Source organism: Streptomyces sp. BB1-1-1, assembly GCF_031597775.1.
In the GTDB taxonomy this organism is placed as follows: Bacteria; Actinomycetota; Actinomycetes; order Streptomycetales; family Streptomycetaceae; genus Streptomyces; species Streptomyces thinghirensis.
In genome coordinates, this window is record NZ_CP134203.1 from 4,106,306 (window position 1) to 4,120,231 (window position 13,926).

The 13,926-nt window shown below is 72.3% G+C and carries 15 protein-coding genes and 1 pseudogene; 7 read left to right on the plus strand and 9 right to left on the minus strand.

The window, feature by feature from the left end; translation table 11 throughout:
* Window positions 1–83: 83 nt before the first annotated feature.
* Together RI578_RS18775 and RI578_RS18780 are read right to left on the minus strand one after the other, a co-directional pair.
* The gene (locus RI578_RS18775) at window positions 84–569 is read right to left on the minus strand and encodes a MarR family transcriptional regulator (protein WP_310872146.1); all 486 of its coding nucleotides are present in this window, start codon (window positions 567–569) and stop codon (window positions 84–86) included.
* Window positions 566–1,189 (minus strand): type 1 glutamine amidotransferase family protein, encoded by a 624-nt coding sequence (locus RI578_RS18780; protein WP_310872147.1) that lies wholly within the window; start codon window positions 1,187–1,189, stop codon window positions 566–568. The genes RI578_RS18775 and RI578_RS18780 overlap by 4 nt, the downstream gene beginning before the upstream one ends.
* A 170-nt stretch (window positions 1,190–1,359) precedes the next feature.
* On the opposite strand from RI578_RS18780, the gene RI578_RS18785 reads away from it, so the two are divergent.
* From RI578_RS18785 to RI578_RS18795, 3 genes are all read left to right on the plus strand, one after another.
* Window positions 1,360–2,715: an aspartate aminotransferase family protein gene (locus RI578_RS18785; RefSeq protein WP_310872148.1), complete on the plus strand. Its 1,356-nt coding sequence runs from the start codon at window positions 1,360–1,362 to the stop codon at window positions 2,713–2,715.
* A 132-nt stretch (window positions 2,716–2,847) separates the two neighbouring features.
* Window positions 2,848–3,549, plus strand: a complete 702-nt coding sequence (locus RI578_RS18790; protein ID WP_310872149.1) for a GntR family transcriptional regulator — start codon at window positions 2,848–2,850, stop codon at window positions 3,547–3,549.
* A gap of 151 nt (window positions 3,550–3,700) precedes the next feature.
* Complete coding sequence (locus RI578_RS18795) at window positions 3,701–4,351, plus strand: hypothetical protein (RefSeq protein ID WP_310872150.1); 651 nt, start codon at window positions 3,701–3,703, stop codon at window positions 4,349–4,351.
* 11 nt (window positions 4,352–4,362) lie between these two features.
* On the opposite strand, the gene RI578_RS18800 is transcribed toward RI578_RS18795, so the two are convergent.
* The 5 genes from RI578_RS18800 to RI578_RS18820 form a co-directional block, all read right to left on the minus strand.
* Window positions 4,363–4,653, minus strand: a complete 291-nt coding sequence (locus RI578_RS18800; protein ID WP_310872151.1) for a hypothetical protein — start codon at window positions 4,651–4,653, stop codon at window positions 4,363–4,365.
* Window positions 4,654–4,691: 38 nt separating this feature from the next.
* On the minus strand, window positions 4,692–5,591 hold the full coding sequence (locus RI578_RS18805) for a sigma-70 family RNA polymerase sigma factor (RefSeq protein WP_310872152.1): 900 nt from the start codon (window positions 5,589–5,591) through the stop codon (window positions 4,692–4,694).
* A gap of 81 nt (window positions 5,592–5,672) precedes the next feature.
* The gene (locus tag RI578_RS18810) at window positions 5,673–5,897 is read right to left on the minus strand and encodes a hypothetical protein (protein WP_383558673.1); all 225 of its coding nucleotides are present in this window, start codon (window positions 5,895–5,897) and stop codon (window positions 5,673–5,675) included.
* Between the two features lie 55 nt (window positions 5,898–5,952).
* On the minus strand, window positions 5,953–6,444 hold the full coding sequence (locus RI578_RS18815) for a DUF3515 family protein (RefSeq protein ID WP_310872153.1): 492 nt from the start codon (window positions 6,442–6,444) through the stop codon (window positions 5,953–5,955).
* Between the two features lie 131 nt (window positions 6,445–6,575).
* Window positions 6,576–7,859: an adenylosuccinate synthase gene (locus tag RI578_RS18820; protein ID WP_310872154.1), complete on the minus strand. Its 1,284-nt coding sequence runs from the start codon at window positions 7,857–7,859 to the stop codon at window positions 6,576–6,578.
* A 185-nt stretch (window positions 7,860–8,044) separates the two neighbouring features.
* Between RI578_RS18820 and RI578_RS18825 the strand changes: the two genes are divergently transcribed.
* Window positions 8,045–8,920 carry a diacylglycerol kinase gene (locus tag RI578_RS18825; protein ID WP_310872155.1) on the plus strand — a complete coding sequence of 292 codons (876 nt, stop codon included), beginning with the start codon at window positions 8,045–8,047 and terminating at the stop codon, window positions 8,918–8,920.
* Window positions 8,921–9,079: 159 nt separating this feature from the next.
* On the opposite strand, the gene RI578_RS18830 is transcribed toward RI578_RS18825, so the two are convergent.
* Window positions 9,080–9,595: a MarR family transcriptional regulator gene (locus tag RI578_RS18830; RefSeq protein WP_310872156.1), complete on the minus strand. Its 516-nt coding sequence runs from the start codon at window positions 9,593–9,595 to the stop codon at window positions 9,080–9,082.
* 73 nt (window positions 9,596–9,668) lie between these two features.
* On the opposite strand from RI578_RS18830, the pseudogene RI578_RS18835 reads away from it, so the two are divergent.
* The 3 genes and pseudogenes from RI578_RS18835 to RI578_RS18845 all read left to right on the plus strand — a co-directional run bounded on the left by RI578_RS18835 (window position 9,669) and on the right by RI578_RS18845 (window position 12,700).
* A pseudogene (locus RI578_RS18835) lies at window positions 9,669–10,585 on the plus strand (ATP-binding cassette domain-containing protein).
* Window positions 10,582–12,198 (plus strand): ABC transporter permease, encoded by a 1,617-nt coding sequence (locus tag RI578_RS18840; protein ID WP_310872157.1) that lies wholly within the window; start codon window positions 10,582–10,584, stop codon window positions 12,196–12,198. The pseudogene RI578_RS18835 and the gene RI578_RS18840 overlap by 4 nt, the downstream one beginning before the upstream one ends.
* 319 nt (window positions 12,199–12,517) lie before the next feature.
* Window positions 12,518–12,700 (plus strand): hypothetical protein, encoded by a 183-nt coding sequence (locus RI578_RS18845; RefSeq protein WP_310872158.1) that lies wholly within the window; start codon window positions 12,518–12,520, stop codon window positions 12,698–12,700.
* Here the strand turns inward: RI578_RS18845 and RI578_RS18850 are convergent.
* Entirely contained in the window at window positions 12,683–13,906 is a 1,224-nt protein-coding gene (locus tag RI578_RS18850; RefSeq protein WP_310872159.1) for a cytochrome P450, read from the minus strand. The genes RI578_RS18845 and RI578_RS18850 overlap by 18 nt on opposite strands.
* Window positions 13,907–13,926 lie beyond the last annotated feature (20 nt).

Consider the following 13,926-nt stretch of genomic DNA (forward strand, 5'->3'; position numbering starts at 1 on the left):
CGCCGCCTTCCCCCGCACGTGAACCCACGTGAGCAACAGACCGAGGATAGTGCGGGGCGGCCGCGCGGTGAGCCGGTCCGGTTCTACGGTTCCGTAACAGCCGGGTCGTCCGCGGTGGACGGCCCGCCGAGCCCGGCCAGCGCCTTCGACAGTCGTTCGAGGGCCGCCACCGCCTCCGCCAGCTCCGCCTCGGACCCGTACGCCTCCGCCAGCCGGTCGGCGTAGGCGGCGTGGCCGGGGCCGATGCGGGAGACGGCGGCGAAGCCCGCGTCCGTCGGCGCGAGGAGCTTGGCGCGGCGGTGGGCCGGGTTGGGCCGGTACTCGGCGAGGCCGCGCTCCACCAGCAGGTCGGCGATGCGCTGCACGCTCTGCCGGGTGATGCCCATCGCCCGCGCGACGCCAGAGACGGGCAGCGGCTCGCGCAGCACCGCGCCGAGCACCTGCCACCGGGCGGCGGTGAGTCCGGCGGGGCGGGCCAGTTCCTCGGCGACCGCGAGGAACTGGCCGTTGAGCCGGAAGACGCCGAGCGCGGCGCCGCTGAGCAGGTCCTGCCGCTCCCGGCCGCTCACGCGGCGCCCGCCTTCTCCAGCACGGCGTACGCCTCCGGGTCGGAGTCGTGGAACAGCCGGTACCAGGCGTCCAGCACCTCGCCCTCGTACGCCCCGAGCAGGCCGAGGATCTCGCGGGCGAAGGCGACCGGCTCGGTGGGGCCGGCGGTGATCAGGCCGCGGTCGGTGACCGCGTCGGCCTCCACATACCGCTCGCCGCCCGCGTAGCCGGTCGCCGCCAGGTAGAAGGAGACGGCGCTGGTGTGCGCGCGGTCGTCGAGCAGGCCCTCGCGGGCCAGTCCGGCGGTGGCGCCGCAGATGGCGGCGACCGGCACGCCGGCGTCCAGGAAGGCACGGGCGGTGCGGGCGAAGGGGGCGAGGTCGTCCGTGGTGTCCCAGAGGTCGGCGCCCGGGAGGATCAGCAGGGAGCTGCCCTCGGGGCGTACGTCGGCCAGGGCCAGGTCGGGCTGGATGCGCAGGCCGCCGATGCTCGTGACGGGCGCGGTGGTGGGGCCGACGGTGCGGACCTGGTACCCGGTGCGGGCGAGGTGGGCCGTCGCGTGGCCGGTCTCCCAGTCGGCCAGGGTGTCGTACACGGCGAGATGGACGGGCTTGCGGGTGCCGTTCGCGGTGCCGTTCATGACTTCTCCAGCGGTTGCGCGAGATCCATATGACAGAAGACTGTCATGACGACAACATGCTGTCAATGGAGTGGGGTGTGCGCCGCGTCGACAACCTGTCGTGGAAAGCCCCCGACCACAGACAGGACGCCGATTCCGTTTCCGCATCGCGGACATCTACCCTCGGCCGCATGACCCCTCAGCCCAATCCCCAGGCCGGCGCCGCCGTGAAGGCCGCAGACCGCGCGCACGTCTTCCACTCCTGGTCCGCACAGGAGCTCATCGACCCGCTCGCCGTCGCCGGCGCCGAGGGGTCGTACTTCTGGGACTACGAAGGCAAGCGCTACCTCGACCTCGCCAGCGGGCTCGTCTACACCAACATCGGCTACCAGCACCCCAAGGTCGTCGCCGCGATCCAGGAGCAGGCGGCGAAGATGACGACCTTCGCGCCCGCGTTCGCCGTCGAGGCGCGCTCGGAGGCCGCGCGGCTGATCGCCGAGCGGACGCCCGGCGACCTGGACAAGATCTTCTTCACCAACGGCGGCGCGGACGCCGTGGAGCACGCCGTGCGCATGGCGCGGCTGCACACCGGGCGGTCGAAGGTGCTGTCGGCGTACCGCTCGTACCACGGCGGCACCCAGCAGGCGATCAACCTCACCGGCGACCCGCGCCGCTGGGCCTCGGACAGCGGCTCGGCCGGTGTCGTGCACTTCTGGGCGCCGTTCCTCTACCGCTCGCGCTTCTACGCCGAGACCGAGGAGCAGGAGTGCGCGCGGGCGCTGGAGCACCTGGAGACGACGATCGCCTTCGAGGGTCCGGGGACCGTCGCCGCGATCATCCTGGAGACGATCCCGGGCACGGCGGGGATCATGATGCCGCCGGCCGGTTACCTGGCCGGGGTCCGCGAGATCTGCGACAAGTACGGGATCGTCTTCGTCCTCGACGAGGTCATGGCCGGCTTCGGGCGGACCGGTACGTGGTTCGCGGCGGACCTCTACGACGTCGTGCCCGACCTGCTGACCTTCGCCAAGGGCGTGAACTCGGGCTACGTGCCGCTGGGCGGCGTCGCGATCTCCGGGAAGATCGCGGAGACCTTCGCCGAGCGGCCCTACCCGGGCGGGCTGACCTACTCCGGCCACCCCCTGGCCTGCGCCGCCGCCGTCGCCACCGTCAACGTGATGGAGGAGGAGGGCATCGTCGAGCACGCCGCCCGGCTCGGCGCCGAGGTCGTGGAGCCCGCGCTGCGGGAGCTGGCCGAGCGCCACCCGAGCGTGGGCGACGTCCGCGGCGTCGGCATGTTCTGGGCGCTGGAGCTGGTGAAGAACCGGGAGACCCGGGAGCCGCTGGTGCCGTACAACGCGACCGGGCAGGCGGCCACACCGATGTCCGCGTTCGCCGCCTCCGCCAAGGCCCACGGCGTGTGGCCGTTCGTGAACATGAACCGCACCCACGTCGTGCCGCCGTGCAACGTCTCCGAGGCGGAGCTGAAGGAGGGCCTGGCGGCCCTGGACACGGCACTGTCCGTGGCGGACGAGTACACCGAGTAAGGCCCCGAGCGGGGCCCTGCCCGCATACGGGCAGGAAAGGGATCCGAGCGCGTAAGGTGGCGTGCTCGTACACGGTAGACATGTGTGCGAGTACGCCCCCTCCCCCGCACGCGACAAGGAGACCGCCCGACCATGCCCGGCCCCAGCGGCACCGGTCCCGTCACCCGCAGCACCCTTCGGCAGCAGATCGCCGACGCGCTCCGCGACGAGGTGCTGGCCGGGCGGCTCCAGCCGGGGCAGGAATTCACGGTCAAGGAGATCGCCGAGCAGTACGGGGTCTCCGCGACGCCGGTGCGCGAGGCCCTGGTCGACCTCTCCGCGCAGGGGCTCCTCGACGCCGACCACCATCGCGGCTTCCGCGTGCACGAGTACTCGGTCGACGACTTCCGGGGCATGATCGAGGCCCGCAGCCTAGTCACCGACGGGATGTTCCTCGTCCTCGTCGACGGCAGCCGCGGCGGCCCGGACCCCCACGACCCGCGGATCGCCGCCGCCCTCGCCGGGGTCCGCCGGCGCGGCGAGGAGGCACAGCGCGCCGCCGCGGCCGGTGACCTGACCATCCTCATCGGCTACGACCTGCGGTACTGGCGCGAGCTGGCCGTCCTGTTCGGCAACCCCTACCTCTCCGACTTCCTGCACCGGCTGCGCGTGCAGAGTTGGGTGTGCACGGTGCAGCACCTGCGCAGGCTCAGTGACCTGCGCGGCGCGCTGTGGTCCGGGCACACCGAACTGGTCGACGCCCTCGCCCGCCGCGACGCCGCGGGGGCGCGGTCGCTCGTCGAGGCGTACAACACCCACTCCCTCGCCCTCATCGAGCGGCTCGCCCGGCGATGACCGGGGCCAGCCGGGGATGACCAACGTCGCGCGTGTCGTGGTCCGGCGCCAGATGGGTATGGGAACTGCACGCAACGCGCACCGACTACGCTTCCTGACCACCGAGCCTGACCATCGTGCTTGATCGCCGTGCTGTGTGAGGAGCCCTCTTTTGGCCTGTGACCTGTGGCTGGTACCGCTCGTCGACGTCTTGTGCCACACGCCGGACAACCCGTTCGCCGAGGAACTCGCGCAATACGACAAGGTGCTGGCCGAGGCGGGGCTGCCGCCGGTGCCGGTGTACCAGTACATGCCGGGACTCTCCGGCGAGGTCGCCCCGGTGGCCGGTTTCGACTACGACGCGCTGCACTTCCTGCGCCGGGCGTACCTGCTCCAGGTGTGCGGGCTGCCGGTGACGCCGGTGGACGAACTCGGCGGCGACTACGAGCAGTTGCTGGAGATGTTCGAGACGACGGCCCAGCAGTCGCACCTGGTCTGGCACTACGACCACGCGGGCGCCTATGTCCCCGTCGACTTCCCGCACCCGCTCTCCAGCGACGAACTCCTCGCTGGCGGCGGCCCGTTGGGCTCCTCGCACACTCTCCTGCGGGAACTGGAGGCCGTCGCCCCGGCCCTGGGCATCGATCCGGCCAACCCCCCGGCACCCCCGCAGCCGCCGCTCGCCCCGACGGAGCTGGAGGAGCCGGCCGTGCCCGCGCCGTACGACTCCAGCCCCTTCGCCCGCGAGCGTCATGTGTGGCTGGGCCTGCACGCGGCGGCCACGCGGAGCCTGGCGCAGGGTTCGATGATCGTCTTCAGTTGACCCGGTGCCGGTCAGCGCAGCTGGGAGAGGCCCTTCGCGAGGTCCTCGCCGTTCATGATCGGGCAGACCTCGACCTCGGCGTTCATCTCCATGAGGAAAGGCTCACCGAGCCGGGGCATCTCCGAGCTGTCCTGCATGTCGAGGACCAGCAGGGCCGTCCGCCGACCGCCGAGGGCGCCGAAGTAGGCGGCCTCCGGCTTGATGTGGTCGAGCGTCTCCCGCATCAGGTCCGCCATCTTGCCGCTGCGGACGAGTTCGTTCGACTTCTCCGTGTCCAGCGTGGCCTTGAGCAGCACGCGCATCGCACTCACCTTCTTCTGTCGACGCGGCGTGTACAGCCTCAGCTTATGCCCGAAATGACCAGATTGTTCAGCTGGTTCGGTTCCGCGATCACGTCGATGCCGGTGATGAGACCGTCGTCCGCGAAGGCGAAGCGGAGCACCACGCGCAGCCGGCCGTGCTCGGCCATCGCCATGCCCACCCGGCCGTCGACCAGGACGACACCCGCGGACCTGGCCCGGCCCATCGAGGCCATCGCGCCCCTGGCCACCTGCTCCACGCCGGCGACGGAGATGGGCTCGGGCGTCGGAACGACCGCCGCGTCGGCGCGCAGGACGACGTCCGGGTGGAGCAGGGAGACCAGCGCGTCGAAGTCGCCGCCGCGCGTGGCCGCCAGATACGCGTCGACCGCGCGGCGCCTGCGGGGCAGGTCGGCATCGGGCGCGGGCACGCCCCTGATCCGGCGGCGGGCGCGGCTGGCCAGCTGGCGGGTGGCCGCGGACGTCTTGTCGAGCATCGCGGCGATGTCGTCGAAGGGCACGTCGAACATGTCGTGCAGGACGAACGCGAGCCGCTCGGCCGGTCCCAGGGTGTCCAGGACGATCAGCAGCGCGACGCCGACCTCGTCGGCGAGCAGCGCCTCCTCGGCCGGGTCGGCGGCGGGCCCGCCCGACACCGGGGCGACGGCGGCCGGTCCACGCTCCGTCCCGTCGTCCAGGGACTCCTCACGGCGCGTGTCCCGGGCGCGGAGCATGTTCAGGCAGACCCGGGCCACGACCGTGGTGAGCCAGCCGGACGGGTTCTCCACCCCGGAGGTGTCCGCACGGTCGGCGCGCAGCCACGCGTCCTGCAGAGCGTCGTCGGCCTCGCCGAGGGAGCCGAGGATCCGGTAGGCGACCGCCCGCAGCCGGGGGCGGTCCAGCTCGAAGCGCTCCGCCATCGCGTCGGATCGTCCAGGCACCGTACGGCTTCCTTCCCCGTCCTCGGGACCGGTCCGATCCGGCCGAGTCACCCAAGTGAACCACTCCGGCGGCCCGCGTCCTCAGCGGATCAGGGAGATCCCCGGCGGCCACAGCACCCCGTCCGCCAGCAGCAGGGACGGCCCAAGATGTACCGGGCACACCCGAAGCGGCGCCCGCAGATGCCGGGCGACCTCGAAGCGGGCCGGATCGCCGCAGCCCCCGGGGTCGGTCTCGCCACCGTACGGGCCCTGACAGGAAGCGGCGTGGTCACGGCCGGTCATGCCCCCGCTCTCACGGTCGGTCATGCCCCCGATCCGACACCAGGCTCCGCGCCGACGCCCGGCAAAGGGGACCGAACGGCTAGCCGAGGACGTCGGCGTCCTCCAGGCCGACGCACTTCCGCTCCTGCGGGATCCACTTCACGGCCGGGTCCAGCGCGGCGAGGATGCCGCCCACTTCCTCGCGCGGACCGGAGTACGTGAGCTCGACGGCCGGTGAGCGGCCGTACGTCCGCAGGACGCTCACGCCGTCGCTCTTGAGCCGCTCCTCGTCCAGGACCCAGTCGACGCCGTCGGCCGTGACGCAGAGGTTGATGTTCGGCGGCAGTTCCTCGGCGCCGCAGCGGAACACCGCCTTCTGTCCGCCCCAGGAGGCGACGCCGTCGCCGAGGGCCCAGTCGCGCGAGGCGCCGGGTATGTCGTCCGGAAGGCGGGAGACCACCTCGTCGCACTTGGCGTCGGCGGCGTGCGGGGCGGCGGAGACGCGGTGGCTGTCGACGTAGAGGAGGCCACCGGCGACGGCCACGACGGCGACGGTCAGCCAGATCCACATCCGGGTGGTGGGCTTCCGCATGTTCCGATCCGCTCCGCGCTGTCCGTTCCGTCCACTGCTGTCACCGGTCAGCGTATCCGTCGGCCGAACGCCGACGGCCGGGGCCCCGTGCGGGGTCCCGGCCGTCGGTGTTCGCGGCGATTCCAGCGGTCCTACAGGAACGAGTTGATCTCGATCGTCTCGTCCCGGCCCGGGCCCACGCCGATCGCGGAGATCGGGGCGCCGGACATCTCCTCCAGCGCCTTGACGTACGCCTGCGCGTTCTTCGGCAGCTCGGCGAAGGTCTTCGCCTTGCTGATGTCCTCGCTCCAGCCCGGCAGCATCTCGTACACCGGCTTCGCGTGGTGGAAGTCGGACTGCGAGTACGGCAGCTCCTCGACGCGCTTGCCGTCGATCTCGTAGGCCACGCAGACCGGGATCTGCTCCCAGCCGGTGAGGACGTCGAGCTTGGTGAGGAAGAAGTCCGTGAGGCCGTTGACGCGGGTGGCGTAACGGGCGATCACCGCGTCGAACCAGCCGCAGCGGCGGTCACGGCCGGTCGTCACGCCCCGCTCGCCACCGATGCGGCGCAGCGCCTCGCCGTCCTCGTCGAACAGCTCGGTCGGGAAGGGACCGGCGCCGACGCGGGTCGTGTACGCCTTGAGGATGCCGATGACCCGGCTGATCTTCGTCGGGCCCACGCCGGCGCCGGTGCAGGCGCCGCCCGCGGTCGGGTTCGACGAGGTGACGAAGGGGTACGTGCCGTGGTCGATGTCCAGCAGCGTGCCCTGGCCGCCCTCGAAGAGGACCACCTTGTCGTCGTCGAGGGCCTGGTTCAGGACCAGGACGGTGTCGGCGACGTACGGCGCGAGCTTGTCCGCGTAGCCCAGCAGCTCCTCGACGACCTGGCCCGTGGCGATCGCACGGCGGTTGTAGAGCTTGGTGAGCATCTGGTTCTTGGCGTCGAGCGCCGCCTCGACCTTCTGCGTGAGGATCGACTCGTCGTAGAGGTCCTGGACGCGGATGCCCACACGGTTGATCTTGTCGGCGTAGGTCGGGCCGATGCCGCGACCGGTGGTGCCGATCTTGCGCTTGCCGAGGAAGCGTTCCGTCACCTTGTCGACGGTCACGTTGTACGGCGTGATGATGTGCGCGTTTCCGCTGATCAGGAGCTTGGACGTGTCGACGCCGCGCTCGTTCAGCCCGCTCAGCTCGGAGAACAGGACCGACGGGTCGACAACGACACCGTTACCGATGACCGGCGTACAGCCGGGAGACAGGATTCCGGAAGGGAGCAGGTGGAGGGCGTACTTCTGATCGCCCACGACTACCGTGTGGCCGGCGTTGTTGCCGCCCTGGTAGCGCACCACATAGTCGACGGAACCACCGAGCAGGTCCGTCGCCTTTCCCTTGCCTTCGTCACCCCACTGAGCACCGAGCAGCACAAGTGCGGGCACGCGCGTACACCCCTTCCGGGCGGGGCATGTCCATGGTCGAGGGCGTACGCGGTGGGTTTCCGCCACGTACACCGCGACCGTCGTTGGCCGCCAACCGTCGGACCGGATGCCCCGGAATAGACGAAGCCCCTGGCGCAAAGGCGCAAGGGGCTCTTGCACAAAGATGCTACCCGAGGAAGCGAGGCATGGCCGAGGTGGCGACTTCCGCGCGGTCTTCCGCGACGCCCGATCAGCTTCTGGTGGTCATCGATCCGGTCGCCCGGCGGGCGGACGGAGAGTCCGTCCGGATCGCGAAAGACGTGCTCAGCGCGGGTGCGGCGAGCACGAAGGTGTGTCTGCCGGACGGTCCGGAGGAATTCGCCCGGGCGCTGCGGCGAAGGGGTTCACGGCGGCCCGTCGTGGTCGGCGACGACCGCGCGCTGCTGCGGGCCGTGGGCCTGCTGCACCGGCAGCGGGAGCTGGCCGGCTGCTCGCTGTCGGTGGTGCCGGTGGGGCCGGTACTGGGCCTCACCCGGGCGCTCGGGCTGCCGTCGGGCGCGGTGGCGGCGGCGCGGGCGGTACTGGACGGCACGGAACGCCGACTCGACCTGCTCGTCGACGACAGTGACGGGGTGGTCCTGGGGGCCGTGGGGATCCCGCCGGTCACCGCCCCCGAGGGCACGGACGTGGGGCCGGGGGCGCCGGCCCACCCGTGGCTGCGGACCTGTCAGTCCCTCGTACGGACGCTGGCGTCCTCGCGGCCGGCCCGGGTCACGGCGGCGCTGGGTGCGGCCGGTACGGCGCGGCTGCGGGTGGAGGTCGACGGGGTGACGCTGGTGGACCTGGACCAGCCGGTCGAGGGGGTCTCGGTGATGCCGGGCGCCGGCGGAGTGGCCGTGGTGGAGGTGCGGCCGCTGTCGGTGGGCGCGGAGGCGTCGCCGCTGACGGCGAGCGGACGGACGGTGACCGTGTCCGGGGCGCACTTCCGGTACCGGGCCGACGCGGTGGTGTCGGGGCCGGTGGGGACGCGGACGTGGACGGTGCGGGAGGGGGCGTGGGGGCTGACGCTGCCGGCGCGGTGAACGGCGTGCGGGCGGCCGGGTCCGCCGCACGGCGACCGTGCCGGCGCCGGGCCGCCGGGCCGCTGGGCCGGGGCCGAGGTGCCGTCGTGTCGGAGCTCGCGTGTCGGCGCCCTCGCGTCGGCGCCCTCACCTCGGCGCCCTCGTGTCGGTGCCCTCGCGTCAGCGGTGCCCGAAGGTCTTCTCCCGGTGCACGCGCCAGCGCTCCATCATGGCGGCGATCTCCCCGTCGACGAACTCGAAGAACGCCAGCGTCTCGGCCATGCGGCGCCCCGCCGGGGTCTCGGCGCCGAGGCTGTCGACGCCCTCGCGCAGCGCGCTCTCCCAGCGCTTGAGGATGGCCTCGCGGTTGGTGAGCGCCTCGTACCACTGATTGCTGTGCACCCGGTACCGCTCCCGGCGTGAGCCGGGTTCCCGCTCGCGCGAGACCATGTGCTGCTGGGAGAGGTAGCGCACGGCCCCGGAGACGGCGGCTGGGCTGACCTGGAGCTGTTCGCCGAGTTCGGCCGAGGTCAGCGACCCCGGGTCGGAGGCCAGCAGCGCGGCGAAGACCCGGGCCGGCATCCGCTGCATCCCGGCCTCGACGAGCTGGGCGGCGAAGCCCTCCACGAACTTCGACACCGCCTCGGGGTCACGACCCCGTCCCGTCGATTCCGTCGACTCCGCTACTTCCCTCATCCTTCGATCATCCCTCACATCCTGACGCTTCCTTAACTTCACAAATTTCTGAAGGAAGCGTACTTTCGAAATCATGACGAAGGCAATCAGCGTCTCCGGCCTCCACAAGTCGTTCGGCCGGACGCACGCGCTGGACGGGCTCGATCTGGCGGTCGAGACCGGCGAGGTCCACGGCTTCCTCGGCCCCAACGGCGCCGGCAAGTCCACCACCATCCGCGTCCTGCTCGGCCTGCTGCGCGCCGACTCGGGCGCCGCGCAGGTCCTCGGCCGCGATCCGTGGGCGGACGCGGTGGAGGCGCACCGCCGGATCGCGTACGTCCCCGGCGACGTGACGCTGTGGCGCAACCTCTCCGGCGGCGAGGTCATCGACCTCTACGGCCGGCTGCGCGGCGGGCTGGACACGCGGACCTGGTCGAGCGGTTCGAACTGGACCCGACCAAGAAGGGCCGCACCTACTCCAAGGGCAACCGGCAGAAGGTGGCCCTGGTGGCCGCCTTCGCCTCGGACGTCGACCTGCTGATCCTCGACGAGCCGACCTCCGGCCTCGACCCGCTGATGGAGGAGGTCTTCCAGCGGTGCGTGGCCGAGGAGCGCGAGCGCGGCCGGACGATCCTGCTCTCCTCCCACATCCTCAGCGAGGTCGAGGAGCTGTGCGACCGGGTCAGCATCATCCGTAAGGGGCGGACCGTCGAGAGCGGCTCGCTCGCCGACCTGCGCCATCTGACGCGGACGAGCGTGAGCGCCGAACTCGCGGGCGCCCCGGGCGGGCTGGCGCGGCTGCCGGGCGTGCACGACCTCGACGTCCAGGGCCACCGGGTCCGGCTCCAGGTCGACACCGACAAGCTGGACGCCGTACTGCGCTGTCTGAGCGAGTCGGGCGTGCGGTCGCTGACGTCGACGCCGCCGACGCTGGAGGAGCTGTTCATGCGGCACTACCAGGCCGAGGCCGGCGAAGCCGGCGAAGCCGCCGGGGCGGTGACGTCGCGATGACCGCCACGGCCACCACCACGGCTCTCGCGGTACGGTCCGGCGGCGCGCGCCAACTCGCCGGTACGGGCACGCTGCTGCGCTTCGCCCTGCGCCGCGACCGGGTGATGATCCCGGTCTGGGTGGCGGTGAACGCGCTCATGGTGCTCTCCATGCCCGGCACCATCAAGGGCCTGTACGGCACCGCCGCCGAACGCGCCGACCTGGTACGGCAGATGGAGACCAACTCCTCGCTGCGCGCGATGGTCGGCCCGGTCTTCGACGACAGCCTCGGCGCGCTCACGGCCTGGCGCGTCGGTGTGTACGCCGCCGCGCTCGCCGCGGTGATGAGCCTGCTGATCGTCGTACGGCACACCCGCGACGAGGAGGAGAGCGGGCGGCAGGAAGTGGTCGCCTCCGGGATGGTCGGCCGCCGGGCCTCGCTGACGGCGGCCCTGCTCACGGCGGCGGTCGCCAACGGCGTCCTGGCGCTGCTGGTGGTCGCCGGGCTGGCCGGGCAAGGGACGGCCGGGGCGCTGGCGCTCGGGCTCGGGATCGCGGGCGTCGGGATGCTCTTCGCCACGATGGCGGCGATCGTCGCCCAGCTGACCGAGAGCGCGCGGCTGGCCCGGGGACTGACGGCGGCGGTGCTGGGCGGCGCCTTCGTACTGCGCGCGGCGGGCGACTCGGCGACCGTCGACGGCTCGTCCGTACTGACGTGGCTGTCGCCGCTGGGCTGGCTGGAGAACCTGCGCGCCTTCGCGGCCGAGCGGTGGTGGGTGCTGCTGCTGATCGCCGGCGCGGCGGCGGTGCAGGGCGCGGTGGCCTACGGGCTGGCCGGTCGCCGGGACCTCGGCATGAGCTTCCTGCCGACCCGGCCGGGACCGGCCGCCGGTCGCCTGCGTACGGCCGGTGCGCTGGCCTGGCGGTTGCAGCGGGGCAGTGTGCTCGGCTGGAGCATCGGCTTCTTCCTCGCCGGGGTCGTCTACGGCGGGATGACCGAGGGAGCGGCCGATCTGGTCGGGGACAACGAGCAGGCCCGCGAGATCATCGAGCGGATGGGCGGGCAGGCCGGGCTGACCGACGCGTTCGTGTCGGCGATGGTCGGCATGCTCGGGCTGATCGCCGCGCTGTACGTCGTCGCGTCGGTGCTGCGGCTGAACGGCGAGGAGACCTCCGGACGGGCGGAGCCGGTGCTCGCGGGCGCGGTGGGACGGCTGCGGTGGGCCGCGGGGCACCTGGTGATCGCCTTCGGCGGCGCGGCGCTCATCATGCTGCTCGCGGGGCTGGGATTCGCCCTCGGATACGGCCGGGACGCCGGGGCGATCCTGGGCGCGTGTCTGGTGCAGTTGCCTGCGGTGTGGGTGATCGGCGGGGCGGCGGTGCTGCTGCACGGGGTGCTGCCCCGGGGTGCGGTGGCCGCGTGGGGCGTCGCCGGTGCGGTGCTGCTGCTCGGGTGGGTCGGGCCGGCGCTGGACGTGCCGCAGCGGGTGCTGGACGTGTCACCGTTCGGGCATCTGCCGAAGCTGCCGGGCGGCGAGATGAGCTGGCCGCCGGTGCTGGTGCTCACCTCGATCGCGGTGGTGCTGGTGGGGGCGGGGCTGGCCGGGCTGCGGCGGCGGGACATGACGACGTGAGCCAGGGGGTGTCGTTCGGATCAGGCCGGCTCCAGGGAACGGTGTCTTGCGACTGACCCGAGCGGGGTCTGGTGCGTGCAGCTGCAAGGCGGAGGAGGGCGACAGGGCGGAGCCCTGGCAACCGACGACAACGCCGCAGATGGGCGTGCCAGACCCCGCGACCCCGGCAGGATCCGAACGACACCCCCTGATGGCCGGCCTGTCCGGAACCCCGCGAGGGGGCGGGGGCGTCACCCCGGGTATGAGTCGGGATGCGGTGACGTGTGGTGGCTGTGGGGTTTCGGCGGTGGGGGCCGTGGGTGCCGTGTCCGTCTGGGGGATGTCGGACCGTACCCAGCGGCACCTCGGCAACAAGTTCGAGAACAACGGCATGGACCTCGGCGTCCTCTTCACCGAACTGCCCTTCGTCCTCCTCGCCGGAGCCGTCGTACCCGCCGTGGTCTGGGCGCTGGGCGCCTGGCTGCTGGGACGGCGCCGGCCTCGCTCAGACCTCCACGCCTAGCTCGGTCAGCCCGCGCATCACGAAGTTCGGCTTCCGTTCCGGCTCGGTCGCCAGGCGCAGCGCCGGGGCCCGCTCCAGCAGGGACGTCATGGACGCCGCGAGTTCGATGCGGGCCAGTGGGGCGCCGATGCAGTAGTGGATGCCGGCGCTGAAGGAGATGTGCGGGTTGTCCGCGCGGGTGAGGTCGAGGCGGTCCGGGGCCGCGAACACCGCCGGGTCGTGGTTGGCGGAGCCGAACAGCATCGCCACCTCCGCGCCGCGCGGGACGGTCGTCCCGTCGATCTCGATCTCGTCCAGCACCCAGCGCTCGAAGAGCTGGAGCGGGGTGTCGTACCGCATCAGCTCCTCCACGGCCGACGGGACGAGGGAGTGGTCGGCGCGCAGGGCCGCCAGCTGGTCCGGATTGCGGAACAGGGCCAGCCAGCCGTTGGTCGTGGCGTTCACCGTGGCCTCGTGGCCCGCGTTCAGGAGCAGGACGCAGGTCGAGATCATCTCCTGCTCGGTGAGCCGGTCGTCGTCCTCGTCGTGGGCCGCGATCAGGCCCGAGATCAGGTCGTCGCCCGGTTCCTTGCGGCGGGCCGCGATCAGTCCGCGCAGGTACTCCGAGAACTCGACCGACGCGCGGACCGCCTTCGCCGCCGTCTCCTCGGACGGGTTCAGCTCGTACATCCCGCAGATCTCCGCCGACCAGGGCCGCAGCGGGGCACGGTCGGACTCCGGGATGCCCAGCATCTCGGCGATCACGGCGACCGGGAGCGGCTCGGCCACGTCCCGCAGCAGGTCGCCGCCGCCCGCCGCCACCAGCCGGGCCACCAGGTCGTCCGCCAGCCCGTGCACGTACGGCCTCAGCCGCTCCACCGTGCGCGGCGTGAACGCCTTCGACACCAGACGCCGGATACGGGTGTGGTCCGGCGGCTCCAGGTCCAGCATCCCGTGGTCGTTGAGCGTGTGGAAGGGCTCCTGCTCCGGCGGGGGCGCGGTACGGCCGAAGTCCTCGTGCGTGAAACGGTGCTGGTAGGTCCGCCCGAGTCGACGGTCGCGCAGCAGCGCCGAGACGTCGGCGTGGTGCGGGACCAGCCACTGGTCGGTCGGCTCGTAGTAGAGCACCCGCCCCCGGGCCCGCAGCTCGGCGAAGGCGGGGTACGGGTCGGCGACGAACGCCGGGTCCCAGGGGTCGAAGCTGTCGAACCTGTCGAAGGCGGCCATGGACGGACGCTAACGGGTGG

Excerpts from the sequence above, each read along its gene's own strand:
- RI578_RS18800 (WP_310872151.1), bottom strand. The coding sequence starts at position 4,653 with ATGCGCGTGCTGCTCAAGGCCACGCTGGACACGGAGAAGTCGAACGAA.
- RI578_RS18840 (WP_310872157.1), top strand. The coding sequence starts at position 10,582 with ATGACCGCCACGGCCACCACCACGGCTCTCGCGGTACGGTCCGGCGGC.
- RI578_RS18830 (WP_310872156.1), bottom strand. The coding sequence starts at position 9,595 with ATGAGGGAAGTAGCGGAGTCGACGGAATCGACGGGACGGGGTCGTGAC.
- RI578_RS18790 (WP_310872149.1), top strand. The coding sequence starts at position 2,848 with ATGCCCGGCCCCAGCGGCACCGGTCCCGTCACCCGCAGCACCCTTCGG.
- RI578_RS18810 (WP_383558673.1), bottom strand. The coding sequence starts at position 5,897 with ATGACCGACCGTGAGAGCGGGGGCATGACCGGCCGTGACCACGCCGCT.
- RI578_RS18780 (WP_310872147.1), bottom strand. The coding sequence starts at position 1,189 with ATGAACGGCACCGCGAACGGCACCCGCAAGCCCGTCCATCTCGCCGTG.
- RI578_RS18785 (WP_310872148.1), top strand. The coding sequence starts at position 1,360 with ATGACCCCTCAGCCCAATCCCCAGGCCGGCGCCGCCGTGAAGGCCGCA.
- RI578_RS18815 (WP_310872153.1), bottom strand. The coding sequence starts at position 6,444 with ATGCGGAAGCCCACCACCCGGATGTGGATCTGGCTGACCGTCGCCGTC.
- RI578_RS18850 (WP_310872159.1), bottom strand. The coding sequence starts at position 13,906 with ATGGCCGCCTTCGACAGGTTCGACAGCTTCGACCCCTGGGACCCGGCG.
- RI578_RS18845 (WP_310872158.1), top strand. The coding sequence starts at position 12,518 with ATGTCGGACCGTACCCAGCGGCACCTCGGCAACAAGTTCGAGAACAAC.
- RI578_RS18825 (WP_310872155.1), top strand. The coding sequence starts at position 8,045 with ATGGCCGAGGTGGCGACTTCCGCGCGGTCTTCCGCGACGCCCGATCAG.